Below are 26,229 nucleotides of genomic sequence, written 5' to 3'. Positions count from 1 at the left end.
CACCACGGCCCCCGCGCACCGTCAGCCGCCGGTGCGCGGGATCCGCCGCTCCCAGTCGCGCTCGAAGAGCACCGCGCCGCCCTCCCAGGCGGTGAGGCGGCTGCGCGCCGTGAAGGCGTCGGCGTCGCAGTCCAGCTCGGTGCCGGCCCGCACGGTGACGTCCCAGCCCAGCTCGGGCCGTTCCAACCGGATGCTCCAGTCGCAGTGGACGGCGGCGGCCAGCGGGTCGTGCTGCTGGATGCGGTAGTACTCCCGGGCCTCCTCGGCGCGCACCAGGCCGTCCGGCAGGGTCACCGCGCCGCCCTGGTGCGGGGCCAGCTCGACCCGCCACTGCCCGGTCGCCGTGAACTGCTTCAGCACCCGCTCGGGGCGCGGCGCCACCGGGCTGGTGCGCCGCACCGGCGGCGGCGCGGCCTGCTCGGGCTCGGCGAAGACCACCGGGGGCCGGCCGACGTCGGCGGCCAGATGGCGCACCGGCAGGGTGAGCGCGCCGTGGCCGGGGTCGACCAGCACGCCCTGGGTGGCCGGCTGCGGCCAGACCAGCGGCCAGTAGGCCGAGGAGAGGGCGAGCCGGAGCCGGTGGCCGACCGCGAGGGCGTGCCCCGTCGCGGCGAGGTCGAACGCCACCTCCTCGACCGCGTCCGGCGGCCACGCCACCGCGAGATCGGTGCCGCGCCGCGCCGCGAGGTTGAGCGCGCCCCGGGTGATCGGCACCGAGCTGCCGTCCGGCGCCACATCGCAGAGCCGGGCGGCGAGTTGGCCCCCGGTGACGCCGCCGGGCAGCCGCACCCGCAGGCGCACGGCGGGTCGGCCCAGCAGCACCAGCGGTTCGGAGAGCGGCGCGCTGTCGAAGCAGACCGAGCGGCCGTCCTCGGCCCGCTGGTCGACGGGCCGGCCGTGCCACGGCGCGTCGGCCCCGGTCTGCTGCGGTGAGCGGACGGTGACGAAGCGCTCCCCGGCGGGGGTGCCGGCCGTGCGCAGCGCCTCGGTCAGGTCGTAGTGGATCTCCCGGACGTCGTCGGACGGCCAGGACTCGTCGCCGATCCAGTGGCCGGCGTCGCTCTCGCCGGGTGTGGCCAGCCAGCTGCGCAGCCGGGGCTCGGCCGGCATGCCGGTGTCCTGCCGCCGCAGCCAGTGGTCCCACCAGCGCAGGGTCTCCTGGAGGAACCCGATCGCCGGCCCCGGGTCGCCCTGGTCGGGGTAGCCGTGCCGCCAGGGGCCGATGATGCCGAAGGCCGGCGCGGTCAGCCGCTCCAGCAGCCGCAGCACGGTGTCGGCACCGGGGCCGGCCCAGCCGGCGACGGCCAGCACCGGCGCGGTGATGGCGGTGAGCGGCGCCTCGGCCCAGAAGGCGTCCCGGGTCTGGTGGGCCAGCCGGCCGTGCAGCGGCGGCTGCAGCTCGGCCAGCCGGTCCAGCCACTGGCGGCGCCAGTCCTCGCCGACCCGGACCGGGTCGGGCGGGCAGGCGGCGGCGGCGAGCCGGGCGGTGGCCGCGGCGGGCAGTTCGGCGGCGCGCACCGAGCCGCCGAGGTAGTGCTCGCCGTACCGGTCGTCGCTCGGGCACACGGCGACCACGGCGGCCACCGCGGCCGGCCCCTGGGCGGCCAGTCGCAGTGCGGTGGTGGCGCCGTCGCCCAGCCCGAGCAGGCCGATCCGCCCGTCGCACCAGGGCTGGGCGGCCAGCCAGTCGAGCACCGCCAGCCCGTCGGCCGGTTCGGTCTCGCCGCCCTCGGGGCCGGGAACCCCGCCGGAGCTGCCCCAGCCCCGGGCGTCCACCCGCAGCGACGCATAGCCGTGCCCCGCGTACCAGGGGTGGCGTTGGGCGTCGCGCTCCACCGTGGCGTCGCCGAGCCGGTCGGCGCAGTACTCCAGCACGGCCGGCACCGGCTGCTCGGTCACCGGGCGCCAGAGCCGGCCGGACAGCTCCGCCCCGTCCGGCAGGGGGATCCGCACGTCCGCGCGGGTGGCCTGGTGGGGGTAGGAGGCGGGGTGGTGCACGGCTGCCTCTCTCCGTTGTCGAAAGTGTCGAAGCGCACGGCAGTAAGCCGACCATAGCGGACATACCCCTTCACTACCTGACGAATCGGTAGCCGCCCGCCGGCCGGAGTTGGCCGCTTATTGCGAGAGGCTTGCAAATGCGCATGTTCTCGGGGAAGGATGACCCGGTTCCAATCCGTCCCAGAGAGAGCAGAGGCCCGCGCCGATGAGCAGCGCACCCCGTTGGACGGCACGGCTGACCAGGCAGGAGTGGCTGCGCCTGGGCGGCATGGGCGGCTTCATCCTGGCCCTGCACGTGATCGGCTGGTTCACCCTGCTCGCCGTGATCGCCCCGCACCACTACCACGTGGGCACCGAGGTGTTCGGCGCCGGCATGGGCCTGACCGCCTACACCCTGGGCATGCGGCACGCCTTCGACGCCGACCACATTGCGGCCATCGACAACACCACCCGCAAGCTGATGGGCCAGGGCAAGCGGCCGCTCTCGGTCGGCTTCTGGTTCTCGCTCGGCCACTCGTCGATCGTCTTCGGCCTCTGCGCGCTGCTCGCCTTCGGCATCCGCTCGCTGGCCGGGTCCGTGGAGGACGACGGCTCCAGCCTGCACCAGACGACCTCGCTGATCGGCACCGCGGTCTCGGGCACCTTCCTGCTGCTGATCGGCCTGATCAACCTGGGTGCCTTCAACGGGATCCTGCGGGTCTTCCGGAAGATGCGCACCGGCGAGTTCGACGAGGCCGAGTTGGAGGAGCAGCTCGACAAGCGCGGCCTGCTCAACCGGATCCTCGGGCGGGCCACCCGGGCGGTGACCAAGCCCTGGCACATGTACCTGGTGGGCCTGCTGTTCGGCCTCGGCTTCGACACCGCCACCGAGGTCTCGCTGCTGGTGCTGGCCGGCGGTGCGGCGGCCTTCTCGCTGCCCTGGTACGCGCTGCTGGTGCTGCCGGTGCTGTTCGCGGCCGGGATGAGCCTGCTGGACACCATCGACGGCTCGTTCATGAACTTCGCCTACGAGTGGGCGTTCTCCCGCCCGGTCCGCAAGATCTACTACAACCTCACGGTGACCGGCCTGTCCGTGCTGGTCGCGCTGGTGATCGGCCTGATCGAGCTGGTCGGGCTGCTGGCCGACAAGTTCGGCATCACCGGCGGTCCGCTCGGCTGGATCGCCTCGCTGGACCTGAACAACGTGGGCTTCGCGATCGTCGGCCTGTTCGTGCTCACCTGGGCCGGGGCGCTGGCCTTCTGGAAGTTCGGCAAGGTGGAGCAGAAGTGGGGGGCGGGACTGCGCGAGCGGGCGCTGCCGGAGGCGGCTGAGGCGTCGACCTCCGGCAGCTGAAACCCCCGCTACCGCAGGGAGTTGAGCACCGCCTGTGCCATGGCCTGCTCGCCGGTCGCATTCGGATGGAACGGGACGGCCGGCGAGCCGGGCAGCGCACCCTCGATCCAGCGGTCGTCGGAGCAGACGTCATGCCCGGCGGTCGGCGTCCGGGTGTCCACGTACGTTGCGCCGTTGGCCGCCGCGGTGCTCGCCAGCATGGCGTTCACCTTGGCCAGGATGCCGTACAGGTAGGACACGTCGCCCACCGTCACCGGCTGCCTGCCGGCGCAGCTCGCCGCGTCGGCCGGCAGCACCGACGGGTAACCGACCAGCAGCACCCGGGCGCCCGGCGACTTGGCGTGGATCTGCTGGAGGTCGGCGGCCAGTTGGGGCGCGGCACCGTTGATCCGGTCGACCAGGTCGTCCCCGCTGTAGGTCCACTGCCAGCGGAACGATGACCAGTCCCAGGCCCAATGCCCGTGCTCGTACACGTCCTTGCACGGGGTGCCGGCCGGGTTCACCACCGCGCCGGCGATGCAGGTGGCGATCACGTCGGCGATGCCGAGCGAGGAGGTGCCCAGGTCGTTGCCGCCGATCCCCAGGGTGACCAGCGTGGTGCCGGGGGTCAGGGCGTTGAACTGCGGGTCGTTGACCGGGATGCCGAAGTCGGTCTGGGTGCCGGTCAGATCCTTCACCTTGGCGGCCGAGCAGGTCACGTCGGTGTAGGAGGCGGCGCCGAGGGCCGCGGCGACCAGGTGGCCGTAGTTGTGGTCGGAGCGCAGGCAGAGCCCGGCCGACTGGCCGGGCACCCCGGCGCCGGCCGCGTAGGAGTCACCGAGGGCGACATAGGCGGGGCCGGTGCTGCCGTCCGCGACGGCGGGCGTGGCCGAGAGTGCGGCCAGTGCAGTGGCCGCGAGCAGGCCGCCGATGATTTTCCGGGCAGGGCGAAGCACGGTTCCTCCTGGGGGAGAGAAACATGGGTGGGTGGGGGCAAAGCCGCGGCTGCTACTCCCAAGTAAGTTACCGTCAGGTTTCGTAACCGTCTACGGAAAGCGGGCGGGGAAATTTGCCGCCGAATTACGCGTCATTGCGGAGCGAAATTCGGGCGGATAGTCGGCCGGTTGACGGAGCCGAACGGAACCCCACAGGATCGGACCGACCTGGAAATCCCTGGAGGACGCCGTATGGCACTGGACGCCGACGTGATCGTGATCGGAGCCGGCCTGGCCGGACTCGTCGCCACCGCCGAACTGGCCGACGCCGGACGCAAGGTGATCCTGCTCGACCAGGAGCCCGCGGCCTCCCTCGGCGGCCAGGCGCACTGGTCGTTCGGCGGCCTCTTCCTGGTCGACTCGCCCGAGCAGCGCCGGATGCGGATCCGCGACTCACGCGAACTCGCCTGGCAGGACTGGCTCGGCACAGCCGGCTTCGACCGCCCCGAAGACCGCTGGCCGCGCGCCTGGGCCGAGGCCTACGTGGACTTCGCCGCCGGGGAGAAGCGGGCCTGGCTGCGGGCCCAGGGGGTGCGGTTCTTCCCGGTGGTCGGCTGGGCCGAGCGCGGCGGACTGCTGGCAGACGGACCGGGCAACTCGGTGCCCCGCTTCCACATCACCTGGGGCACCGGGCCGGGCCTGGTCGAGCCGTTCGCCCGCCGGGTGCGCACCGCCGCCGCAAAGGGCCTGGTGGAGCTGCGGTTCCGGCACCGGGTCACCGAACTCGCCGCCACCGCGGGCAGCTTGGACACGGTGCGCGGCGAGGTGCTGGCGCCCAGCGCCGTGCAGCGCGGCCAGGCCAGCTCGCGCAGCGCCGTCGGCGCCTTCGAACTGCGCGCCCAGGCCGTCATCACGGCCTCCGGCGGGATCGGCGGCAACCACGAACTGGTCCGCAAGGCCTGGCCGGCCCGGCTCGGCACCCCGCCCACCCGGCTGCTCAGCGGCGTGCCCGCCCACGTCGACGGGCTGATGCAGCAGGTGGCCGGCGCGGCGGGCGGCCACCTGATCAACGGCGACCGGATGTGGCACTACACCGAGGGCATCGAGAACTGGAACCCGATCTGGGAGCGCCACGGCATCCGCATCCTGCCCGGCCCGTCCTCGCTCTGGCTGGACGCCCGCGGCAACCGGCTGCCCGTCCCGCTCTTCCCCGGCTTCGACACCCTGGGCACCCTGGAGCACATCATGCGCACCGGGCACGAGCACACCTGGTTCGTGCTCACCCAGAAGATCATCGAGAAGGAGTTCGCGCTCTCCGGCTCCGAACAGAACCCCGACCTGACCGGCCGCGACATCCGCCAGGTGCTGGGCCGCGCGCTGCCCGGCGCGCCCGCCCCGGTGGAGGCGTTCAAGAAGTACGGCGCCGACTTCGTGGTCGCCGACCGGCTGGACGAACTGGTGGCCGGGATGAACAGGGTCACCGGGGACGAGCTGGTCGACGCCGCCGCGCTGCGCCGCCAGATCGAGGACCGCGACCGGGAGCTGGCCAACCCGTTCAGCAAGGACCTCCAGGTCACCGCGATCCACGGCGCCCGCCGCTACCTGGGCGACCGCCTGGTGCGCACCGCCACCCCGCACCGGCTGCTCGACCCCAAGGCCGGCCCGCTGATCGCGGTGCGGCTGCACATCCTCACCCGCAAGTCGCTCGGCGGCCTGGAGACCGACCTGTCCGGTCGCGTGCTGCGCGCCGACGGCTCGGTGCTGGACGGGCTCTACGCGGCCGGCGAGGTGGCCGGCTTCGGCGGCGGCGGGGTGCACGGCTACCGCTCCCTGGAGGGCACCTTCCTGGGCGGCTGCCTGTTCTCGGGGCGCGCGGCGGGGCGGGCGGCAGCCGCGGCCACGGCTTGACGCGCCGGGGGCTGGAGCCGTGGTGGCCGCCGCCCGATGCGTCGGGGGCTGCGCCCGTGGCGGCCGCCTGATGCGTCGGGGGCTGCGCCCGTGGCGGCGGCCCGGGTGGTGGCTTGACGCGTCGGAGCTGCTGCCCGGGTGGTGGCCTGACGCGTTGTGAGTGGCTCCTCGGGAGAGAATCGTTCCGGAGACCGTTCGGGATCCATCCGTTTGAGAAAGGTCAGGGCCGTATGTCACAGCAGGTCAGGGGCGTCATCGCACCGGGCAAGGGTGAACCGGTACGGGTCGAGACGATCGTGGTGCCCGACCCGGGGCCGGGCGAGGCGGTGGTCCGGGTGCAGGCCTGCGGTGTCTGCCACACCGACCTGCACTACCGCGAGGGCGGGATCAACGACGACTTCCCGTTCCTGCTCGGGCACGAGGCCGCGGGCATCGTCGAGCAGGTCGGCGAGGGCGTCACCGAGGTCGCGCCCGGCGACTTCGTGATCCTCAACTGGCGTGCCGTCTGCGGACAGTGCCGCGCCTGCCGCCGAGGCCGGCCGCAGTACTGCTTCGCCACCCACAACGCCAAGCAGCCGATGACGCTGCTGGACGGCACCAAGCTGTCGCCCGCCCTGGGGATCGGCGCCTTCGCCGAGAAGACCCTGGTCGCCGCCGGCCAGTGCACCAAGGTCGACCCGGCCGCCTCCCCGGCCGCCGCCGGCCTGCTCGGCTGCGGTGTGATGGCCGGCCTGGGTGCCGCCGTCAACACCGGTGCGGTCGGCCGCGGCGACAGCGTCGCGGTGATCGGCTGCGGCGGCGTCGGCAACGCCGCCGTGCTGGGCGCCCGGCTGGCCGGCGCCGCCAAGATCATCGCCGTCGACCTGGACCCCCGCAAGCTGGAGCGCGCCCGCGGTCTCGGCGCCACCCACACCCTGGACGCCGGTGACGGCGACGTGGTGGAGGCCATCCGCGAGCTCACCGGCGGCTTCGGCGCCGACGTGGTGATCGACGCGGTCGGCCGCCCCGAGACCTACAAGCAGGCCTTCTACGCCCGCGACCTGGCCGGCACCGTGGTTCTGGTCGGCGTGCCCACCCCGGAGATGACCCTCGAACTGCCGCTGCTCGACGTGTTCGGCCGCGGCGGAGCGCTGAAGTCCTCCTGGTACGGCGACTGCCTGCCGTCCCGCGACTTCCCGATGCTGATCGACCTCTACCTGCAGGGCCGCCTGGACCTGGACGCCTTCGTCACCGAGACCATCGGCCTGGACGACGTCGAGGCCGCCTTCGAGAAGATGCACGGCGGCGACGTGCTCCGTTCGGTGGTGCTGTTCTGATGCGTCAGCTGCCCCCCGAGCCCGAGATCGAGCACCTCGTCACCGCCGGCACCTTCGAACTGGACGGCGGCAGTTGGGAGGTGGAGAACAACGTCTGGATCATCGCCAACGAGGACGAGGCGGTGGTGATCGACCCCGCGCACGACCCCGTCGCCATCGCCGATGTCCTCGGCGAGCGCCAGGTGCTGGCCATCATCTGCACCCACGCCCACAACGACCACGTCAACGCGGCCCCCGAGCTGGCCGCGATCACGGGTGCCCCGATCTACCTGCACCCCGAAGACCTGCCGCTGTGGAAGCAGGCCCACCCCGACGACACTCCGGACGAGGAGCTGACGGACGGCCAGCGCATCGTCGTCGGCGGCCTCTACCTGCACATCCGCCACACCCCGGGCCACACCCCGGGCGGCGTGAGCGTCTACGTTCCGGCGCTGGGCGTGGTGTTCACGGGTGACACCCTCTTCCAGGGCGGCCCGGGCGCCACCGGGCGGTCGTTCTCCGACTTCCCGACCATCATCCGCTCGATCGAGACCCGGCTCTTCGACCTGCCCGGCGAGACGGTCGTGCACACCGGCCACGGGCCGACCACGACCATCGGCGAGGAGCGCCCGCACCTGGGGGAGTGGGTGGCGCGCGGGTACTGATTGCATTGTGATGGGCCGTCAGCTCGGTTGAGCTGACGGCCCGTTGGGTCTTCTGCGGACGGATCTCGGCCAGGCGAACGGACCGCCCTTGGCCGCGGCGTGGTCGACGGGGACTCCCCGTGCGTTGATCGTAACGATGTTCGCAGCGCCGGCCGCACTCACCGCATCAGTCTTGCTCTGCCGCCGGGGCCAGTCGACTCGATGCGCGGGCCCTCGGGCAGTCGAACTCGACACCCGCATCGACCTGCGCGACGCGGTCGGCCGGATCACCGCGCCCACCCTCGTGCTGTCGAGCGCCGACGACCAGATCATCCCGCCCCACCACCAACGCGAACCGGCCGCCGCCATCCGGCAGGTCGACCACCTCCAGGTCCCCGGCAGCCACGGCCTGCCTGCCGTTCGAGGACCCCCGGCGCGGTTCTTCTCGATCGTCACCGAGGACGTCGACAAGCAGCAGGCGCAGGGCCGGATTTGAGGCCACGTGTCGAGGCCACCACCTGCGCGTCCGGGCCATGCGGAGGGTGCCTGAGGGGGCGCTGCTAGCCTGATCGGCGTGATCGGGAAGGGCACCAGACCGCGGATATCCGGCTTACTGGCGCCAAGCGGTCCGCAACGGGCGCTCATCGCCGCGAGCTTCGTCAACCGGGTGGGCAACGGGCTGTTCAACACCGCCGCGGTGCTCTACTTCACGCTGGTGGTGCACCTGCCCGCCGCACGGGTCGGTGTCGGCCTCACGATCGCCGGGCTGGTCGGGCTGCTGTCCGGGATCCCGGCCGGAAACCTGGCCGACCGGTACGGGCCGCGCACGGTCTGGCTGACGGCCCTCGCGATGCAGGCCGCGACGATGGCCGCCTTCGTCTTCATCCACGGCTGGGTCACGTTCACGCTCATCGCCGCCCTGGACCGGCTGGCGGCAACGGCGAGCGGCGCCGCAGGCGGTGCGCTCATCGCCCGTGCCGGCGGCGAGCGCCCGGCCGCCTTCAGGGCGAAACTCCGCACGTTCGTCAACCTCGGCGTGGTTCTGGGCGCCCTCGGCGCTGCCTTCGCCGTCTCGGTCGGCACCCGCACGGCCTACACCGCGCTCATCCTCGCCAACGCCGCCAGCTTCGCCTGCGCCGGCCTGATCGCCCTGGTCGGCGTCCCGAACTACCAGCCCCTGCCCCGGCCCAAGGAACACCACCGCGGGGCCGTCCTGTCCGACCGGCCGTTCGTGTCCTTCGTCGCGCTCTACGGCGCGATGGGCCTGCAGTACCAGACCGTCTCCCTGCTGCTGCCGATCTGGCTCTCCGCCCACACCGACGCGCCCCGCTGGACCGTGGCGGCGGTCAACGCCGTCAACAGCGGGGTGTGCGTGCTGCTCCAGAGCCGGATCGGCTCCCGGGTGGAAACGCCGCGCCAGGGCGGCCGGGCGTTCCGCCTCGCGGGGCTGCTCTTCCTGGTCAGCTGCCCCTTGATGGCCCTGACCGCGGACGTTCCGGTCTGGGTCGCGCCAGTGCTCGCCGTCCTCGCCGTCGGCGTGCACAGTCTCGGCGAGGTGTGGGAGTCCTCCGGCGGCTACGCACTCGGCTACGGTCTCGCCCCCGACCACGCCCAGGGGCAGTACCAGGGCCTCTTCGGCGCCGGCTTCGACGCCGGCCAGGCCCTGGCTCCGGTGGTCCTCACCACAGCAGTCCTCGGACTCGGACACGCCGGCTGGCTGCTGCTCGGCGCGCTCTTCGCGGCTGTCGGCGCGGCCGGCCCACCGGTGGCCGCCTGGGCGGAGCGCACCCGCCGCCCGAGCCCTTCGCCGACTCCGGTTGCGCCCACCGCCCGGTGATCCAAACGACCGACGCCGAGAGGGGCCGCGCGGGAGCGGATCCGGCTTCAGGCCGTGGTCCGCTTCGGGGGCGGGGGGAGAGACTCGGGCTCGCCGATCCACAGGTGGACCGAGTATCCAGCCAGGGCCGCGCAGCGGTTCACGTGTCGGCTTGGTCTCGGGGCGGCCGGATCCTCGGCAGGCCGAAGCCTGCCATCTGCTTCTCCTCGTAGGAGAGGAAGCCCATCTGCCGGTAGAAGGCGTGGTTCCTCTTCCCCTCCGGTGTCGACTCATGGTCGGTGGACAACAGGAAGAAGCGACAGTGCGCGTACCGCTCCATCAGGTGTTCAAGCAACGCCCGGCCGATGCCGTGCCGGTGGAACTTCGGGTTGACCAGCAGGTCCTGGACGTAGCAGATGCTTTCATCGTCGGAGACCGTTCTGGCCAGGCCAAGGAGCATGCCTGACTCATCGCGGGCAGTGATGACCAGGTGTGAGTTGGCCAGACCGCGACAGAGCTTGTCGACGTCGCAGGTGTACCCCTCCCAACCGACCGAGTCGTAGAGCTCGAACATCTCCTCCGGGTCGAACTCGGTTTCCTCCGCAAGGACCATGCCGGACTCTCCCACTCCACTCAGCCACCTCGCGCCGGCACGGCCCGGGGCTCAGTCTGCGCTGCCTGCGACTTCCCCGCCCGGGCGGCAAGCAAGGTGGTGCCATCCAGCTGCCCGTCCAGCATGCATCCTCTATTGATCTTGCCGGATACACAACGCATGCCGGTCTCCAGGTTGGCGCCCCGCAGCGATCAATTACCCGGTCGACCAATCGAGCCGAGCCACTACACGCCGTAGCTGTATCCGATCGTCAGCCGCGTCGGGAGGCACCACTCCGAGTACTGGATCAGCCCCGCGTCATCGCCCCAGCGGGTGGCCCCGGCCAGGATCGGCGCACCGACTTCGAGCCCGAGGGCAGCGGCCTCGCGCGCATCGGCGGCCCGCCCGTGCATGTCGTCGCGGGCGGTGGTGATGCGGCGGTTCGTCGCTTCGAGAACGCGAGCGGTGATGCCGTCGTTCTTCGCGGGCGCGGTACTGAGTAGATCGGGCACCAGCACCGCGAATTGAGCTGGAAACCAGTCCACGGCGAACAGCGTCCGCACACTGCTGCGGCCGGCCACGTACTCGCGCCGCACCACCTGGTCCCCGTGGTCGAGGTCGAACAGGTCGGCCACATACACGGGAGGAACGACCAGCTGAGCTGCCGTCACAATGCTGGTCTCGCCGTCCATGAAGGTCCGCATGGTGCTCCGGACTGCGGAGAGACGGTCGGCCGGGCTCGCGGCGGCGGGGGTCTCGTCCGCTACGAAGGTGCCGCGCGGGCTGGTGCGGATCAGCTTCTCCACCTGGAGCTGCGAGAGCGCCTTGCGCACCGTCTCGACTGCGACGCCCCAGGTGGTGGCAAGTTCCTTGTTGCTGGGGAGCTTTGCGCCTGCCGGGAGGGCGCCGGTGAGGATCTGGCGCCGGTAGTGGTCGGTGAGTTGGGCGAACGTCTTCTCAGCAGGCATGAATGAATCCTCCTCCGCTTGGACGGTCTCTACGGTCAGGGGCAGTCTCAACACCTCACGTTGCGCGCGGCCAGCAGCGGCCTGGCCCGCTCGTACAGGCTCCGAGCGAGGTGGTTGCGGCGGATGTGCGGGCCGATGGCTGTCAGCATGGCGCGCATCCGGTCGTCCGCTCGGCCGGACTGCACCAGCGGGTAGTCGTCCAGTACTTGGTGCCAGTCCGCGCAGGCCTCCTCCAAGTGGCCGATCTCCAGTTTCCGTTCTGCCAGCAGCGAGTTGTAGCGGACGCGGGTTTGGCGATTACCAGGGCCGCGGAGCCGGGCGGACTCCTGGAGGTCAGCGATCGCCCCGGCGCGGTCGCCCAGTTCGTAGCGCACCTGACCCTTGTGATAGGCGAGAGCTGACCAGTCGTAGGACCCGACCACCGTGGTTCGCGACTCGGCGTGGTCCATGGCGACCTCGGCTTCCCTGAGGTGCGCAAGCGCCTCGGCCCGGTTCCCGACCTGGGCTGACGCGTGCGCCAGCTGACCGGCGAGGAAGGCCCGCTTGCGTGGCCCGGCGGTCGGACTGGCAGACGAGGCCGCCCCGGCCAACCGCAGCGCCACCTGGCTGTGCCTGAGATCGACGGCCTGCACACTCATGCCACGCAGCGCGGTGCAGTAGGCCTGGTGATCGCCCGCTGCCCCGGCCAGTTCAAGCGCGTTGACGTAGTACCGCTGCGCCAGGTGGTCGGCGCGCTCGTCCATCGCCATGTGTCCTGTCAGATAAAGGTGATCGGCGGCGGCAGACAGCATCGCCTTGCGGACCTTCTCGGAGGCGTTGGCCCGCAAACAGGGGGCGATGTTGTTGACCAGGAACGCGGCGGCCATCGGCCGGGCCGTACGGCCGCCGAACTGGTCTTCCAGGTCGCTGATCCGCTCGGTCATGGCGGTGACCGAGTCGACCTCGGCCATCCCGATCCGCGCGTGCGGATTGGTCTTCAGCCGGGCGAAACGTGAGAGAGAGTCAGGCCAGTCCGGGATGGTCAGAGCGACCGAGTACAGGCCGGCTGCGAGGACGCCCCTGCGTGATGGATCCATGTCCGTGCTCCCAAGGTCGACCAACCCGACGACGGCGTCAGGGGATTCGGGCTGCAAGTCGGGCTGGTCGGCGAATCCGGCTTCGAAGGCCGTGATCTGCCGTCCGAGCTTTCGAGTGAGGGCTTCGAGGACGATCGGCTGGTATTTGGCCATGGGGCGTGTGCCGGACAGCCAATGAGAGACAGCAGACTCGTCGTATTTCAGGCGACGGCCGGTCTCCGTGCCCAAACGATTGACGGCGCGGGCGAAGTCACCGAGACCCCAGCGGGTCTCCGCCAGCAGTGCGGAGAGCTTGAGATTCGGGGTCTTCACACGCGCCATCTCGGCACCTCCTGGAGAGGTTTCAAGGGTTTCAAGGTCCTGCGTCAGCCATGCAACGCCCACAACCAGTATCCGTCTGTTGACTGTACGTCATGCAGGTCACTCGGGTCACGGGCTTCTGAAGATGCCCAAGGCCGGGCTGCGGCCTGCCCCCGTTGCACCTCATGAAGGGCTCACCGTCCATGCGCGTGTCCAGCAACAGCTTCCTCCTGATCCGGGCCGCGAGCGCCGTCCCGGCCAGCCGAGCGCACGTAGCCCGGCTGCTGCGCCGATGGGGAGTGCGAACTGACGAGGACTCTTCGCTGGCCCTGGAAATCGTCGTGTCGGAGCTGGTGACCAACGCGGTGACGCATGGTGCGGGGCTGCTGATCACGGTGGCGCTGGCTGTCAACGTCGGTGCTGGGAGCCTCATCGTGGAGGTCCATGACCGGTCGGCGAGGATGCCGCGGTGCCGTCAGGCTGCGGAGGATGATGAGGGCGGTCGGGGCCTTGCCCTGGTTGCGGCGCTGGTCATCGCGCATGGGTGTGAACGCACCCTGCGCGGCAAGAAGGTGTGGGCTGAGATTGCCTTGCCTCCCCAGGTGTTGACCCGTCGCCAGTTCATTTTCCGGTCCCGCCGCGCCACTTGGCCGCCGCTCCAAATGGTTTCTGGCGCGATGCGGCGATTGGCAGAGCAGCGAGATGACGAGGTGCGCTGAAGGAACATGTTCATGTAACTGATCTGTGGCATGAGGATGGTTGGTCGGGGACCGTCTTCCCGTCAACATGCAGACTACTGCCGGGATATGAGCCGCCGACTCCCCTGCTATGGTGCGCCAATGTCATCGATCAAGAAGTTCCAAGTCACCTTTGACTGTGCAGAACCTGAGCGCGTCGGCCGCTTCTGGTGTGAGGTGTTGGGGTACGTCGGACCGCCGGCGCCGGAGGGGTTCGCCAGTTGGGAGGATTTCGACCGCTCCCAGTCTCCTGACGATCAGGGTTCATGGTTCGCCTGCAGTGATCCCACGGGTGTGGGCCCGCGACTGTACTTCCAGCGCGTTCCCGAAGGGAAGGTCGCCAAGAACCGGGTGCACCTTGACGTGAGGGTCGGCACCGGACTCGTGGGTGAAGAGCGCCTCGCCGTGCTCGAAGCCGAGTGCACACGACTGATGGCGCTCGGCGCGGTACGCGTGGAACTGCTGTATGACGGCCACGACTCATGCATCGTGATGCAGGACATCGAGGGCAACGAGTTCTGCGTCGACTGAGCATCCTCCGAGCAGGCGAGGTGGAGCCGAGCCTCGCGGTGTGAATGCCGTCGCCCTCCGAACTCAACCCAGCGTGATCCACCGGATGCCTAAGCGGCCCACCTCCGCCAGCTCCCCCTCGCCGATCGGGTCGCGTCCCGTCGCCTTGCGCAGGAAGCGGAGTTGGCCCCAGCCCAGTTGCTCCAGGCTTGCCGTGCTGTCCGGGCCGAGCAGGAGTTCCTGCACCACGCTCGCCGCTTGCGGGGTCAGCCACGGCTCACGCCCGAGCGCATCGGCCAGGTCGAGGCCGTGGATGGCGAGTTCGACCACTCTGGTCACCAGGAAGTCCGACAGCAGCATCGGATCGCCGTGCCGGGTGCGGACCACGCGGCTGTCGGGCTCGGCTTGGCACAGGCGGTACGCCTCCTGCCAGGTGGCGTCGAAACCCTCCACGAGGCCGTCCCCGTCCGCCTGTTGGGCTGCATCGTGCTGGGCCAGTGCGATGCGTGCCGCGTTGGTGCCCGGGGCGAAGCGGGCGTCGGGCCGGTAGTACTCGGTTGCCGAGACCTCCGGGCGGGGCGGTGCCGGGGCGGCCAGCATGCCGGGCAACCAGGCGATCACTACCCGGACATGGGCCAGGAGTTCGCCAACCGTCCACGGCGTGCACCGCGTTGGCAGCCGCCACTCGGCCTGCGCTACCCCGGTCATGGCCTGGGTGAGCCGCCCGGCCTCCAGGCGAAACGCCTCGACTACCCGCCCCTGGTTCATGCTGATCAAGCTACCCGGTGCTGACTCGTGCGCCCCACGCGCTGGAGGATTGGCGACGCCCTTGTGGGCATGGAATGGCTGCCTCTTTGGGAACTCTTTGTCTTTATCAGGCTTTTGCATTGCCTGGCTGGTTACCGTTCACCACAAGCGGGTTGCGAATGCGACCCACCACAGACGGAGGTTCAGGTATGCGACGAACCATCAGCAAGCTCGGCGGTATCACCGCTGTCTCGATGCTCGCCGTGGCGTTGGCCCAGCCCGCGCAGGCGGCTCAGAGCAGTAGTGCCGCTGCCCGCCCCGCGGACGCCACGGCGCCGGCCTACTTCGAGTTCACCGACGGCACGGACACCTTCGTCATCCAGCTGACCGACCCGACGAGGATCCAGCAGGCGCGGAACGTCCTGGCCGGCGTGGACACCGAGAACGTCAGCGTGATGGGGACGGTCGTCAAGAGCCCGGCTCCGTACAACCAGCAGTGGAACTACCAACTCGACCCGAACTCGGTGAAGTTCTTCAGCATGGCCACCGAGGTGTGCGACGCGAGCATCGCGTACGTCAACGACCACCTGAACGAGGTCGGCGGCGCGTTCCTGCCCAACTCCACCTGGTGCCCCTGGCATTCGAAGCTGACGCGCGAGGTCACGGCGCCGTAAGGCGGTACCGTCCGCACGGCTGAGCGCCCCGGCGGCTGGAGCGGCAGGCTTGGTGTGCCGCTCCAGCCGCTGGGGTGCCGCCGTTCGGGTGGCACTTGGGCCCGCCCGGCATGGCTGGGATCCCGCCCTGGAACACCTGCCGGTGAACCCCGACCCCCCAGTCCCCGGTAGGTCCTCATGCCCGAGAACGAGCTCCCGCGCTTCCTCGCCGCTCTCAGCCCCGCCAGCCTTGAGAAGGTGCGGCAGCAGACTCCCGAGAAGCAGGCGCAGTTGGCCTCGGCCTGGGAGACCGAGCTCATCGAGGACACCGATCTGGACACGCTCAGCGAGCTGTCCCCGCCGGCGGCGGAGGAGGAGGCGGCCGAGCGGGTGGTGAGGGCCTACTTCAAGCAGTGACCCCGGCCCCGGCTCCACCCCCGCGCCCGGCCGCCTCTAACCTCTGAACCCTGGTCCGAGGGAGGCGGGAGGGCGCGGGTAGTGAGTGGTGTCGAATCCGTCGCCGCCCTGGTGCGGCTGCTGCGGGCGCACCCGGACACCTGCCGGTGGACCGGCGGCCTCGGCCCCGCGGACCTTGCACGTGCCGAGCGGGAACTCGGCTCCCCCTTCCCGTCCTCCTACCGCTACTTCCTTGCGGAGCTTGGCAGTTGCGAGGCCGACGGTACGGACTTCCTCGGCGTCTACCGGACGGCGGCCCTGGGGGACACGCTGCTCGGGACGGTCGAGGCGACCCTTGACGCCCGCACCGACGAGCGCTTTCCGCGTGAACTCCTGGTCATCCAGTACGACGGCATGGGCGGCCTGGTGTCACTCGACACCGCACAGCGCGACGCGGACGGCGAACACCCGGTCGTCGTCTGGGATCCGGGCTCGGGCGACCGCGGCGGCCCCGAGCGGCTCGCCGACGATTTCGGCAGCTACGCGCTGCGGCAGTGCAGCAGGTCGTTGCTCGACGGGTGACCAGGCTGTCGTGGCGTCACCGATGACAGCTGTCATACCGGATTGCTGCCTGCGGACACTGAGGCGCGATCGGCTCCCCGGCCTACCGTTGGGGCCATGGAGATCAGCAAGAACCTCAGCGTCCCGGCCGTCCGCGGTACCCAGTGGAGCGTCGCCCTGCTCGGCGGTCTGAAGCGGGATGGTGCCTTCCGGGCCAAGGAGCGGACCGTGCACGTCTCGGCAGTGGGTGGCGCCAAGCTGGACCACTCCGAGGCACAGCTGCCGGCCGGCCCGACCCACCTGGTGAAGGCGAGCCTGGTCGGTGGCGCGGAGCTGACCTACCCGGCCGGCGCCTCCGCCGAGGTCGACGCCTTCTCGGTGCTCGGCGGCGTCGACCTCGCCGTCCCGGCGGGCACCACGGTCGAGGTGAGCGGCTTCTCGCTCTTCGGCCCGCGCAGCACGGGCGTGGCCGGTGAGGTGGACGGCCCGGTGGTCAAGGTGCGGTCCTACTCGCTGATCGGCGGCGTCAAGGTCCGCCAGGCGTGACCCCCGAGCGGCCGAAGGGCGGCTCAGAGCGCCGCGAGTTGCTCGGTCAGGGTGTCGGTCTGCTGGAAGGTCAGGCCGGCCAGGGCGATGTGGCGCCAGTGGACGGTGCCGTCGGCGTCGAGGATGAAGACGGAGCGGCGCAGGCCGAGGCCTGGGACGGCGATACCGTAGGCCTTGGCGACGGTGCGCTCGGGGTCGGCGAGCAGCGGGAAGCGCAGGTCGTAATGGCGGGCGAAGGCCTCGTGGCTCTCCAGGCCCTGCGGGCTGATGCCCCAGACGGTGGCGCCGAGGTCGCGGAAGCGGTCCAGGTCCGAGGTGTAGGAGCAGAGCTGCTTGGTGCAGACGGGGGTGTTGTCGCCCGGGTAGAAGACCAGGACCAGCGGGCTGCCCTTGGCGTCGGCGAGGCGGTAGTCGCGGTGCTCGGCGGTGCCGTCGGTGGAGAGCAGCAGGCCGGGAAGGGTGAAGTCCGGGGCGGGGGAGCCGACTTCGGGGGACTTGGCCATCGGAGAATCCTTCGGCAGGCAGGAGAGAGAACGTTCGTTCTTCCAGCGCATGGTAGTACGGTCGCAGCTGTGAGTACACCTTCCCCCGCCCGTGAGCGCCTCCTCACCACCGCCACCCGCCTGTTCTACGCCGAGGGGATCCACGCGGTCGGGGTGGACCGGATCGTGACCGAGGCCGGGGTCACCCGGGCCACCTTCTACCGGCACTTCCCGAGCAAGGAGGACCTGGTCCGCAGCTACATCCAGGCGTGGGACGCCGGAGTGCGGGCCGAGGCCGCGGCGGCGATGGCCGGCGGGCTGACGGGGGAGCAGGGGCTCGCGTTGCTGGTGAGCCGGCTTGGGCAGGAGATGTGCGGGCCGGGGTTCCGGGGGTGCCCGTTCATCAACGCGGCGGCGGAGTACCCGGATCCGGCGCACCCGGTGGCGCAGGCGATCGTGGCGCACCGGGAGTGGCTGCTCGGGGTGTTCGAGGAGTGGCTGCGGTCTGCCGGGGTGCCCGAGCCGCAGCAGCGGGCCGGGGTGCTGATGCTGCTGCGGGACGGCGCGATGGTGGGGGCCGCGCTCGGGGAGCCGGAGGCGGTCGCGGAGCAGCTGACGGCGGGGGTGACGGCGCTGGTCGCGGGGGGCTGACGGGCGTCGGAGGGGCGGCCCGTGCACCTCAGCGGTCTGGACGGCGTCAGCGTCCGCGCCCTTCAGCGGCGCGGGCGGCTCAGGCGGTACAGGCGGTACAGCGTCAGCCGCACAGGCGTTACGGCGTCAGCGGCGCGGCCCGTACATGATGACGGCGACCCCGGCCAGGCAGATCGCGGCGCCGATCAGGTCGTAGCGGGTCGGCCGGAATCCGTCGGCGACCACGCCCCAGGCGAGCGAGCCCGCCACGAAGACGCCGCCGTACGCGGCCAGCACCCGGCCGAAGTGGCTGTCCGGCTGCAGGGTGGCCACGAAGCCGTACGCCCCGAGCGTCACCACGCCGGCCCCGATCCAGGCCCAGCCCCGGTGCTCCCGGACGCCCTGCCACACCAGCCAGGCGCCGCCGATCTCCAGCAGCGCGGAGAGCAGGAACAGCACGATGGAGCGGGCGACGGTCATGAGCAGCGAGTTTACGGTGTGCCCGGGGCGGGACAGCGGGACGGCGGGGGGCGGTACGCCCGGGCACGCGGCCGGGCAGGCGGCCGGGCCCGGTCGGGTCGGGCGGCTCATGCGGTCGGGACGCGGGCGCACGGACCGTGAGAGGGCAACCAGGTCCGGGGATGCTCACCTTCGACCCGTTCGGCCGGGGCCCGGGCGCCGTGCTCCGCTACGGGCAGGGCACCGCGCAGGGTCTGCTGCTGGCGGCGCGGCTCGCCGAGCGGCTCGGGCTGCTGGATGCCGCCGGGGCGGCCGCCCACCTGCGGTTGCTGGCCGCGGCGGGGCTGCCCACCGAGCTCGGCCGAAAGGCGGTGGCAGCACGGGAGTTGGTGCTACTGCGGGCGCTCGGGAACCCCCGGGTGGCCGGCGGATCGATGCTGACCGCCGTCTCGCCGGACGACGCCGACGCGCTGCGCCCGGTCGAGCAGCCCGCGGTGCCGGTGGCGCGGGCGGTGCGGGCCGCAGTGGTGGCGTAACCCGGAGCCCTCCCGCAAGCGGGGCTCCCAGCGTGCGGCCCCCTGTGACCGCCGCCCCAGGACCCGGCCGTGGCCGTACTCCCGTGCGATCGGGACATCAGGACACGGAACTGGAGCCGTTCTACGCCGAGGCCGAGCGGCTCTACCGGGTGCACGGCCACCCGCGCGGCGCCGAGCGGCCGGGCGACCCGACCGCGCCGCCGCGCTCCGGCCCGTTCCCGCACCCGCCCGTCGAGCACGAACCCTATGTGGCCGACCTGGAGCGGCGGTTGCGCCGACAGGGCCTGCACCCGTTCCCGCTGGAACTCGGCATCGACCTCGCCCTGGGCCGCTCCTGCCTGCGCTGCGGCACCTGCGACGGGTTCCCGTGCCGGGTCGGCGCCAAGAGCGACGCCGAGACCCGGGCGCTGCGCCCCGCGCTGCGCCGCGGCAACGTCCGCCTGCTAACCCACACCCGGGTCACCCGGCTGGACACCGACAGAGCCGGCCGGGCCGTGACCACTGTGCACGCCCTGCGCGAGGGCCGCCCGGTGACGGCGACGGTGACCGCCGGCCGGGTGGTGCTCTCCGCCGGCGCGATCAACTCGGCTGCCCTGCTGCTGCGTTCGGCGAACAAGCAGTATCCGGACGGCCTGGCGAACGGCTCAGGCCTGGTGGGCCGCAACCTGATGCTGCACAACAACAGCGTGGTGGTGGCGGTGGATCCGCGCCGCCGCAACCCGGTCACCTTCCAGAAGACCCTGGCCGTCAACGACTTCTACCACTCGGGCCCCAGCGGCCGGTATCCGCTCGGCAACCTGCAACTGATGGGCAAGGTGCGCCCCGAGATGCTGCCCGCCGCCTGTCCCCACGGGCTGCGGGTCGGGCTCACCGCGCATAGCCTCGACTGGTGGGTGATGTCGGAGGACCTGCCCGACCCGGACAACCGGGTCACCCCGGCGCCCGACGGCCAGATCGTGCTGCGCCGCGAGCCCACCAACCTGCGTGCCCACCGCGAACTGCTGCGGGCCGCCCGCCGGATGCTGCGCCGAGCCGGTTATCCGCTGGTGCTCGCCCACCGGATGGGCATCGACGCGACCGGTCACCAGTGCGGCACCACGGTCGCCGGGCTGGACGGGGCACGCTCGGTGCTCGACCCGCTGCGCCGCAGCCACCAGCTGCGCAACCTCTATGTGGTGGACGGCGGTTACTTTCCGTCCTCCGCCGCCGTCAACCCGACCCTGACCATCGCGGCCCGAGCCCTGCGCACCGCCCGACTGGGCGGACTGCTCGACTGATGAAACCCAACGGGTGAACCCTCAAGAAGCAAGAAGAGCAAGAGAGTTGCTCAGACAGCTAGGAGAGTCATGTCAACCGCAACCGCAACCGCCGCCGTCGCCCGGTCCGCCGGGCAGGCGTTCGGCATCGAGCGGATCCAGCTCGACGACCCCCGCCCGCACGAGGTGCTGGTGGAACTGGAGGCCGTCGGCATCTGCCACACCGACCTGAGCGTGCGGGCCGGTCACACCCCGTTCCCGCTGCCCGGCGTGCTCGGCCACGAGGGCGTCGGCACGGTCGCCGCCGTGGGAGACGCGGTCACCGCGACCACCCGCGGTGAGCGGGTGCTGCTCAGCTTCGACTCCTGCGGTGCCTGCCGGGCCTGCCGGGAGCTGCGCCCGGTGCAGTGCCTGCACTGGCAGGCGCTCAACCTGTTCGGCGGCCGCCGCCTGGACGGCTCGCCGGTGCTGTGGGACGACGCCGGCCGATCGCTGCACGGCAAGTTCTTCGGGCAGTCGTCCTTCGCCACCCTGGCACTGGCCTCCGACCGCAACGTGGTGCCGGTACCCAAGGGGTTGCCCGCCGAGGCGCTGGCCCCGTTCGGCTGCGGAGTGCAGACCGGCGCCGGCGCGGTGCTGAACGTGCTGCGCCCCGAGCCCGGCCACACGCTCGCCGTCTTCGGAGCCGGCGGCGTCGGCCTGGCCGCCGTGATGGCCGCCCGGCTCACCGCCGCCACCCGGATCATCGCCGTCGACCTCCACCCCGCCCGCCTGGAGCTGGCCCGCGAGCTGGGCGCCACCGACATCGTCGACGCCCATGAGCAGGACGCCGTGGCCGCGATCGAGGACCTGACGGACGGTCATGGCGCCGACCGCGCACTGGAGGCCAGCGGCGCCCTCCCGGCGCTGCGGCAGGCGGTCACCGCGCTGGCCGTCGGCGGCGTGCTCGGCGTGGCCGGCGCACCGCCGCAGGGCACCGAGCTCGGGCTCGACATCCCGCAGCTGCTGGACCGGGCTCCGCGGATCGTCGGCATCAACCAGGGCGCCAGCATGCCGCAGCGGTTCCTGCCCGCCCTCGTGGAGCTGTTCCGCACCGGCAGACTGCCGGTCGACAAGCTGGTCCGCGGCTATCCCTTCGAGCAGATCGACCGGGCCGCCGAGGACGCGCTGTCCGGAGCGGTCGTCAAACCCGTGCTGCAGATGAGCGGATAGTTGCCACTTCGTTACTGATGGTGTTCGAATGTGGAAGGGTCGCACGAAGAACAGCAGTCGCACGAGCAGCACCCGGGCGGCGTCGTCCGGGTGCTGCTCGTCGACGACCACCCGCTCTTCCGCGCGGGTCTGCGGGCCGCCCTGGAGAGCGACGCCGGCGGGCTGGTCGTGGGCGAGGTGCCGGACGCCGTCAAGGCCAACGGACCCGACGGCGGTGGGCAACCTGGGCCTGCCGGGCGCCCGGGTCACGGTGGCGACCCGTGGCGGGCCGCGCGAACTGGCCGCCCTCGGGGAGACCGGGCCTGGCGCCGAGGTCTTCCCGATCACCTTCGAGGGCGCGGAGATCGGCGAACTGCACGCCCGACCCCGCTCCGGGCAGCCGCTGCTCGACCGGCAGGACCGCGTGGTGCTGCGCTTCCTGGTCGACGAGTCGGCACCCGCGATCGCCTCGCTGCGCCTCACCGAGGAACTGCAGAGCAGCCGCAAGCAGCTGGTGCTGGCCCGCGAGGAGGAGCGCAAGCGGCTGCGCCACGACCTGCACGACGGCCTGGGGCCCGCGCTGTCCGGACTGCGGCTGCAGATCGACACGGCCCGCAGCGGGCTGCCGCCCGAGGGGGCGGTGGCGGCGTCGCTGCGGACCGCCTCGCTGGGCATCGGCAACGCGATCGACGAGCTGCGCCGGATCACCGACGGCCTGGCACCCGCCGACCTCGGCCGGGTCGGCCTGACCGGGGCACTGCGCGAGCTGGCGGGCCGGATGGACGGCCGCCGGGTGCAGGTGACCATCGAGCTGGCGCCCGACCCGCTGCCGCCGCTGCCGGCCGCCGTGGAGGTCGCCGCCTAGCGGAGTGGTTCAGCGGCGGGCGGCGACCGCGAGCCGGGCGGCGGAGGTGCCCAGACCGGTGAGCTCGCCCGCCCAGCCGGCCGTCGGCGCCGCGGCGGCGGCCGCTGCCGGAGCGACGGCGGCTGGGCGGCGCGGCAGCGGCGGATGGGGCACGGCCGGCACCCGGGCGGCTGCCGCCTCGGGCACGGCCGGTGCCGCCTTGAGCGCCGGCGCCGTGGCGGGTGCCGTCGCCGCGGCGGCCGGGCGGCCTGCCGCCTCGGCCAGCCGGGCCTGGTAGGCCGCCGGCTGGTGCTCCAGCTCGGACTCCCGGTACCGGAGGATGTCGCGGTGCCAGACGTGGATACCGCTCATCCAGTTGCGCAGATCCTGTACGTAGGCTTCCATTTCGGCCCGCTGACCGTCCGTCAGCCGGAAGTCCTGGTAGAGCTGCGGCAGTTCGTTGGCCACCAGGTGCTGGAACTGCTCCAGCCGCGAGTGCTGCAGGTCGCTGACCACCGACAGGGCGTGCGGCAGATCGCAGTTGAGGAAGTTCTGCACCACCAGGACGGCGTTGTGCATGTCGCCCTCGTACTGGATCTCCTTGCGGTGCGAGTAGAGGTCGTTGATCAGCCAGGCGAAGTCGGCGGCCGCGTGCTCCAGGGCCTGGACGGTGCCGGACTCGAAGACCTCGTCCGGCACGGTGCGCTGGTGGGCGAACCGGTTGAGCGCCATGGTCAGGTCGGTGCCGAAGGTGTCCCGGCGCATCTCGATGAAGTCCACCGGATCGGGGATCCGGTTCTCGGCGAGGTTGGCGACCTCCCAGACCCAGCTGCGCAGCATCGCGTTGATGGCGCCCTGGAAGGTGCGGCGGGCCTTCTCGTCCATCGGGCCCGCGGTCTTCGCCCACAGCTCGGCGAGACCGCGCTCGATGGCGCTGGCGGGCTCGGGCCCGGCCGCCGGATCGTCCAGCGGCATGAAGGCGGCCAGCCGCTCCACGCAGGCCCGGGCGCCGGTCACATCGCCGCTGTAGCCGAAGGCGAGCGGGAACCAGTCGTCCGCATAGGTGCCCCAGATCAGCCACCGGGCGGAGAGCAGCAGTTCCTCAGGCGTGCCGTCCGGGTCGAGGCCGGCCGAGCAGAGCGCCAGGTCGTAGTCCCGGAACTTCTTCTCGCTCCACACCCCGGAGTCGGGCACGCCCGGGACCACCTCCAGGTATCCCAGCTCGCGGGCCCAGGTGGCGGAGTCGCGCCGGGCCGACTCCAGATGGGGGTTGCGGCCCGGGGTGAACGGCATCGGGATCTCGGGGCGCTCGTAGGGCGGCAGCACCTGGTAGCGCCGGTGGGCGAACTGCCGCAGCGCGGGGAGGTGGATCAGCTTGCGCAGATCGGCGGCGGCGGTGCCCAGGCCGGTCGGGACCGCCGAGAAGCCCGGCAGCTCGCTGCTGCCGACCAAGCCCTTGTTCATGTAGCGGCTGGACCGCATGTGCCACTCGTGGCCGCCGGACTGCCAGTCCTGCAGGCCCTTGGCGTAGGCCAGCACCCGGCCCATCTCCGCCATGTCCAGCTGGTGCTGGGCGAACAGCGGCGGCAGTTCGGTGAAGAAGGTGTTCTCGAACTGGTGCAGCCGGGAGCTGAGCATCTCGTTGACCGCGTCGGCGGCCTCCTGGGTGGAGTAGTCGAGGAACCGCTCCAGCACCAGCACGCCGTTGCTCAGCTCGCCCTCGGAGCCGATCTCGCGCTCGTAGGAGAAGAGGTCGTTGCGCAGGTGGACGCCGTCGGAGAAGGTGTCGCGCAGCACCCGCAGCGGGCGGCTGCCGGCCACCCGGGCGGGCACCTCGGCGTTGGCCGCGAACTCCACCAGCCCGGCGGACCAGGGCGCGCCGCCGACCTTGCGGCGCATCTCGATGTACTCCACCGGGTTGGCGACCCGGCCCTTGTTGATGTTGGAGAGCTCCCAGAGCGACTCGTTGAGCAGGTGCTCGGTGGACTCGCGGAACCGGGCCCGCCAGTCCAGCGACATGTGCGGCACGGTGCGCGCCCACAGGTCGGCGAGGCCGGCCTCGACCGGGTTGGTCGGCTCCGGGAAGCCATCTTCCAGGTCCATCGGCATGAAGAGCGGCAGCCGGTCCAGATACGCCTTGCCGCCGGCCCGGTCCAGGGTGCGCTTGAAGATCTCCAGGAAGTGGTCGTCGAAGAAGAACACCCAGACGTACCAGTCGGTGACCAGGTCGAGCGCCTCGGCATCGCAGTCGGGGTGGGTGTAGGCGCAGAGCAGGGCGTAGTCGTGGTCCTCCAGGTCCTGGAGCTCCCAGACGCCGCTGCCCTCCAGCATGCCCATCCGGCGGGCCCACGCCCTGGTGTGCTCGCGCGCGCCCTCCAGGTGCGGGTTGAGCCTGGCCGGGTGCGGCAGGTAGAAGTCTGGTAGCTGGAACGGCTGCGCCATCGGAAGATCCCCCCACCGGGAAGTCGGAACGTCGATCTTCCTCATCTTCGGCGGAAGATCGACGTCCGTTAAGCCGCGCGCAGCAGCGCGGACCCGGCGTGCGGTTCTCGGTGTACGTGTTCTTTCGAGTGAATTTCCGTCAGATCGGCATGATCCAGCGAAGGGCCCCCGTGCGGGCTACTGCTTGTAGGTCGTCAGGAACCGGCCGATCCGGCTGATCGCGGTCTCCAGATCGTCGGCCCGCGGCAGCGTGACGAACCGGAAGTGGTCCGGGCGCGGCCAGTTGAAGCCGGTGCCCTGCACGATGTGGATCTTCTCGCGGAGCAGCAGGTCCAGGGCGAACTGCTCGTCGTCCTTGATCTTGTGCACCGCCGGGTCCAGCTTGGCGAAGGCGTACAGGGCGCCCTTGGGCTTGACGCAGCTCACCCCGGGCAGCTCGTTGAGCGCCCGCCAGGTGACGTCGCGCTGCTCGGTCAGCCGGCCGTTCGGCAGGGTCAGGTCGTGGATCGACTGGTGGCCGCCGAGCGCCGCCTGCACCGCGTACTGGGCCGGCACATTGGGGCAGAGCCGCATGCCGGCCAGCATGGTCAGCCCCTCCAGGTAGTCCCTGGCGTGCTGCTTGGGGCCGGAGACCACCAGCCAGCCGCTGCGGAAGCCGGCCACCCGGTAGGCCTTGGAGAGGCCGTTGAAGGTCAGGGTCACCACGTCGTCGGCGAGCGCGGCCAGGCAGTGGTGCTCGGCATCGTCGTAGAGGATCTTGTCGTAGATCTCGTCGGCCAGCACCATCAGGCCGTGCCGGCGGGCGAGTTCGAGGATGCCGGTGAGCAGTTCCCTGGGGTAGACCGCGCCGGTCGGGTTGTTGGGGTTGATCACCACGATGGCCTTGGTGCGGGAGGTGATCTTGGCGGCGATGTCGTCCAGGTCCGGGTACCAGTCGGCCTCCTCGTCGCACAGGTAGTGCACCGCCTTGCCGCCGGCGAGGCGGACCACGGCCGTCCACAGCGGGAAGTCGGGGGCCGGGACCAGCACCTCGTCGCCGTCGTCGACCAGCGCCTGGACGGCCATCTGGATCAGCTCGGAGGCGCCGTTGCCCAGGAAGACGTCATTGACGTCGACGCCGGTCACGCCACGCTGCTGGTAGTACTGCACCACTGCGCGGCGGGCCGGCAGGATCCCGCGGGCGTCGCTGTAGCCGTGCGCCCTGGGGAGGTTGCGGATGATGTCCTGCAGGATCTCCTCGGGCGCCTCGAAGCCGAACGGCGCCGGGTTGCCGGTGTTCAGCCGCAGCACGCTGTGCCCGGCCTCCTCCAGGGCGTTGGCCTGGTCGACCACCGGGCCGCGGATCTCGTAGCACACGCCCGCGAGCTTGCTGGACTGCCGGAACTCCATGACTGA

27 protein-coding genes are annotated in these 26,229 nt (G+C 71.5%); 17 read left to right on the top strand and 10 right to left on the bottom strand.

Going from position 1 to position 26,229, the window contains the following annotated elements; genetic code table 11:
- Positions 1 to 21: 21 nt before the first annotated feature.
- Positions 22 to 1,998, bottom strand: a complete 1,977-nt coding sequence (locus P3T35_RS07345) for a CocE/NonD family hydrolase (RefSeq protein WP_101379749.1) — start codon at positions 1,996 to 1,998, stop codon at positions 22 to 24.
- Between the two features lie 205 nt (positions 1,999 to 2,203).
- Here P3T35_RS07345 and P3T35_RS07340 point away from each other — a divergent pair, with 205 nt between their 5' ends.
- Positions 2,204 to 3,331: a HoxN/HupN/NixA family nickel/cobalt transporter gene (locus tag P3T35_RS07340; protein WP_101379748.1), complete on the top strand. Its 1,128-nt coding sequence runs from the start codon at positions 2,204 to 2,206 to the stop codon at positions 3,329 to 3,331.
- 8 nt (positions 3,332 to 3,339) lie between these two features.
- Here the strand turns inward: P3T35_RS07340 and P3T35_RS07335 are convergent, their stop codons facing one another.
- On the bottom strand, positions 3,340 to 4,266 hold the full coding sequence (locus P3T35_RS07335) for an SGNH/GDSL hydrolase family protein (protein WP_101379747.1): 927 nt from the start codon (positions 4,264 to 4,266) through the stop codon (positions 3,340 to 3,342).
- Positions 4,267 to 4,497: 231 nt separating this feature from the next.
- On the opposite strand from P3T35_RS07335, the gene P3T35_RS07330 reads away from it, so the two are divergent.
- From P3T35_RS07330 to P3T35_RS07310, 5 genes are all read left to right on the top strand, one after another.
- Positions 4,498 to 6,153: an FAD-binding dehydrogenase gene (locus P3T35_RS07330; protein ID WP_101379746.1), complete on the top strand. Its 1,656-nt coding sequence runs from the start codon at positions 4,498 to 4,500 to the stop codon at positions 6,151 to 6,153.
- Positions 6,154 to 6,383: 230 nt separating this feature from the next.
- Positions 6,384 to 7,469: an S-(hydroxymethyl)mycothiol dehydrogenase gene (locus P3T35_RS07325; protein ID WP_101379745.1), complete on the top strand. Its 1,086-nt coding sequence runs from the start codon at positions 6,384 to 6,386 to the stop codon at positions 7,467 to 7,469.
- Positions 7,469 to 8,113, top strand: a complete 645-nt coding sequence (locus P3T35_RS07320; RefSeq protein WP_101379744.1) for an MBL fold metallo-hydrolase — start codon at positions 7,469 to 7,471, stop codon at positions 8,111 to 8,113. Before P3T35_RS07325 ends, P3T35_RS07320 begins: the two co-directional genes overlap by 1 nt.
- A gap of 136 nt (positions 8,114 to 8,249) precedes the next feature.
- On the top strand, positions 8,250 to 8,588 hold the full coding sequence (locus P3T35_RS07315; RefSeq protein WP_180356392.1) for a hypothetical protein: 339 nt from the start codon (positions 8,250 to 8,252) through the stop codon (positions 8,586 to 8,588).
- Positions 8,589 to 8,666: 78 nt separating this feature from the next.
- On the top strand, positions 8,667 to 9,929 hold the full coding sequence (locus P3T35_RS07310) for an MFS transporter (RefSeq protein WP_280704699.1): 1,263 nt from the start codon (positions 8,667 to 8,669) through the stop codon (positions 9,927 to 9,929).
- A gap of 139 nt (positions 9,930 to 10,068) precedes the next feature.
- Here P3T35_RS07310 and P3T35_RS07305 read toward each other — a convergent pair whose 3' ends face one another.
- The 3 genes from P3T35_RS07305 to P3T35_RS07295 all read right to left on the bottom strand — a co-directional run bounded on the left by P3T35_RS07305 (position 10,069) and on the right by P3T35_RS07295 (position 12,865).
- Positions 10,069 to 10,521 carry a GNAT family N-acetyltransferase gene (locus P3T35_RS07305; RefSeq protein ID WP_101379743.1) on the bottom strand — a complete coding sequence of 151 codons (453 nt, stop codon included), beginning with the start codon at positions 10,519 to 10,521 and terminating at the stop codon, positions 10,069 to 10,071.
- Between the two features lie 224 nt (positions 10,522 to 10,745).
- On the bottom strand, positions 10,746 to 11,468 hold the full coding sequence (locus tag P3T35_RS07300; protein WP_101379742.1) for a GntR family transcriptional regulator: 723 nt from the start codon (positions 11,466 to 11,468) through the stop codon (positions 10,746 to 10,748).
- 47 nt (positions 11,469 to 11,515) lie between these two features.
- On the bottom strand, positions 11,516 to 12,865 hold the full coding sequence (locus tag P3T35_RS07295) for a transcriptional regulator (RefSeq protein ID WP_101379741.1): 1,350 nt from the start codon (positions 12,863 to 12,865) through the stop codon (positions 11,516 to 11,518).
- Positions 12,866 to 13,053: 188 nt separating this feature from the next.
- Between P3T35_RS07295 and P3T35_RS07290 the strand changes: the two genes are divergently transcribed.
- Positions 13,054 to 13,563: an ATP-binding protein gene (locus P3T35_RS07290; protein ID WP_180356391.1), complete on the top strand. Its 510-nt coding sequence runs from the start codon at positions 13,054 to 13,056 to the stop codon at positions 13,561 to 13,563.
- Between the two features lie 120 nt (positions 13,564 to 13,683).
- Positions 13,684 to 14,112: a VOC family protein gene (locus P3T35_RS07285; protein WP_101379739.1), complete on the top strand. Its 429-nt coding sequence runs from the start codon at positions 13,684 to 13,686 to the stop codon at positions 14,110 to 14,112.
- A gap of 63 nt (positions 14,113 to 14,175) precedes the next feature.
- On the opposite strand, the gene P3T35_RS07280 is transcribed toward P3T35_RS07285, so the two are convergent.
- Positions 14,176 to 14,859 carry a maleylpyruvate isomerase family mycothiol-dependent enzyme gene (locus P3T35_RS07280; protein ID WP_101379738.1) on the bottom strand — a complete coding sequence of 228 codons (684 nt, stop codon included), beginning with the start codon at positions 14,857 to 14,859 and terminating at the stop codon, positions 14,176 to 14,178.
- Positions 14,860 to 15,047: 188 nt separating this feature from the next.
- Between P3T35_RS07280 and P3T35_RS07275 the strand changes: the two genes are divergently transcribed.
- The 4 genes from P3T35_RS07275 to P3T35_RS07260 all read left to right on the top strand — a co-directional run bounded on the left by P3T35_RS07275 (position 15,048) and on the right by P3T35_RS07260 (position 16,994).
- A complete protein-coding gene (locus tag P3T35_RS07275) occupies positions 15,048 to 15,512 on the top strand; it encodes a calmodulin-binding protein (RefSeq protein ID WP_101379737.1) in 465 nt (154 codons plus the stop codon).
- 177 nt (positions 15,513 to 15,689) lie between these two features.
- Entirely contained in the window at positions 15,690 to 15,908 is a 219-nt protein-coding gene (locus P3T35_RS07270; protein WP_101379736.1) for a hypothetical protein, read from the top strand.
- An 81-nt stretch (positions 15,909 to 15,989) separates the two neighbouring features.
- Positions 15,990 to 16,469 carry an SMI1/KNR4 family protein gene (locus P3T35_RS07265; protein WP_101379735.1) on the top strand — a complete coding sequence of 160 codons (480 nt, stop codon included), beginning with the start codon at positions 15,990 to 15,992 and terminating at the stop codon, positions 16,467 to 16,469.
- 96 nt (positions 16,470 to 16,565) lie between these two features.
- Positions 16,566 to 16,994, top strand: a complete 429-nt coding sequence (locus P3T35_RS07260; protein WP_101379734.1) for a hypothetical protein — start codon at positions 16,566 to 16,568, stop codon at positions 16,992 to 16,994.
- 23 nt (positions 16,995 to 17,017) lie between these two features.
- Here P3T35_RS07260 and P3T35_RS07255 read toward each other — a convergent pair whose 3' ends face one another.
- The gene (locus P3T35_RS07255; protein ID WP_101384932.1) at positions 17,018 to 17,497 is read right to left on the bottom strand and encodes a peroxiredoxin; all 480 of its coding nucleotides are present in this window, start codon (positions 17,495 to 17,497) and stop codon (positions 17,018 to 17,020) included.
- A 69-nt stretch (positions 17,498 to 17,566) separates the two neighbouring features.
- Between P3T35_RS07255 and P3T35_RS07250 the strand changes: the two genes are divergently transcribed.
- Positions 17,567 to 18,127 carry a TetR/AcrR family transcriptional regulator gene (locus tag P3T35_RS07250; protein ID WP_180356390.1) on the top strand — a complete coding sequence of 187 codons (561 nt, stop codon included), beginning with the start codon at positions 17,567 to 17,569 and terminating at the stop codon, positions 18,125 to 18,127.
- Between the two features lie 126 nt (positions 18,128 to 18,253).
- Here the strand turns inward: P3T35_RS07250 and P3T35_RS07245 are convergent, their stop codons facing one another.
- A complete protein-coding gene (locus tag P3T35_RS07245; protein ID WP_101379733.1) occupies positions 18,254 to 18,586 on the bottom strand; it encodes a YnfA family protein in 333 nt (110 codons plus the stop codon).
- Positions 18,587 to 18,747: 161 nt separating this feature from the next.
- Here P3T35_RS07245 and P3T35_RS07240 point away from each other — a divergent pair, with 161 nt between their 5' ends.
- The 4 genes from P3T35_RS07240 (at position 18,748) to P3T35_RS07225 (ending at position 22,413) form a co-directional block, all read left to right on the top strand.
- Positions 18,748 to 19,101, top strand: coding sequence for a hypothetical protein (locus P3T35_RS07240; protein ID WP_180356218.1), 354 nt, complete (start codon positions 18,748 to 18,750; stop codon positions 19,099 to 19,101).
- Between the two features lie 83 nt (positions 19,102 to 19,184).
- Positions 19,185 to 20,378 (top strand): GMC family oxidoreductase, encoded by a 1,194-nt coding sequence (locus P3T35_RS07235; protein ID WP_280704688.1) that lies wholly within the window; start codon positions 19,185 to 19,187, stop codon positions 20,376 to 20,378.
- 69 nt (positions 20,379 to 20,447) lie between these two features.
- Positions 20,448 to 21,569 carry an NAD(P)-dependent alcohol dehydrogenase gene (locus P3T35_RS07230; protein ID WP_101379732.1) on the top strand — a complete coding sequence of 374 codons (1,122 nt, stop codon included), beginning with the start codon at positions 20,448 to 20,450 and terminating at the stop codon, positions 21,567 to 21,569.
- A 214-nt stretch (positions 21,570 to 21,783) separates the two neighbouring features.
- Positions 21,784 to 22,413 (top strand): histidine kinase, encoded by a 630-nt coding sequence (locus tag P3T35_RS07225; RefSeq protein ID WP_101379731.1) that lies wholly within the window; start codon positions 21,784 to 21,786, stop codon positions 22,411 to 22,413.
- Between the two features lie 9 nt (positions 22,414 to 22,422).
- Here P3T35_RS07225 and P3T35_RS07220 read toward each other — a convergent pair whose 3' ends face one another.
- Complete coding sequence (locus P3T35_RS07220; RefSeq protein WP_180356389.1) at positions 22,423 to 24,834, bottom strand: terpene synthase family protein; 2,412 nt, start codon at positions 24,832 to 24,834, stop codon at positions 22,423 to 22,425.
- A 177-nt stretch (positions 24,835 to 25,011) separates the two neighbouring features.
- On the bottom strand, positions 25,012 to 26,223 hold the full coding sequence (locus tag P3T35_RS07215) for a pyridoxal phosphate-dependent aminotransferase (protein WP_101379730.1): 1,212 nt from the start codon (positions 26,221 to 26,223) through the stop codon (positions 25,012 to 25,014).
- Positions 26,224 to 26,229: the final 6 nt, after the last annotated feature.

The sequence above is a fragment of the Kitasatospora sp. GP30 genome, from assembly GCF_029892145.1.
Classification (GTDB): domain Bacteria; phylum Actinomycetota; class Actinomycetes; order Streptomycetales; family Streptomycetaceae; genus Kitasatospora; species Kitasatospora acidiphila.
Note: the sequence above shows the minus strand (reverse complement) of the source record. Positions and strands in the feature narration are given on the sequence as shown.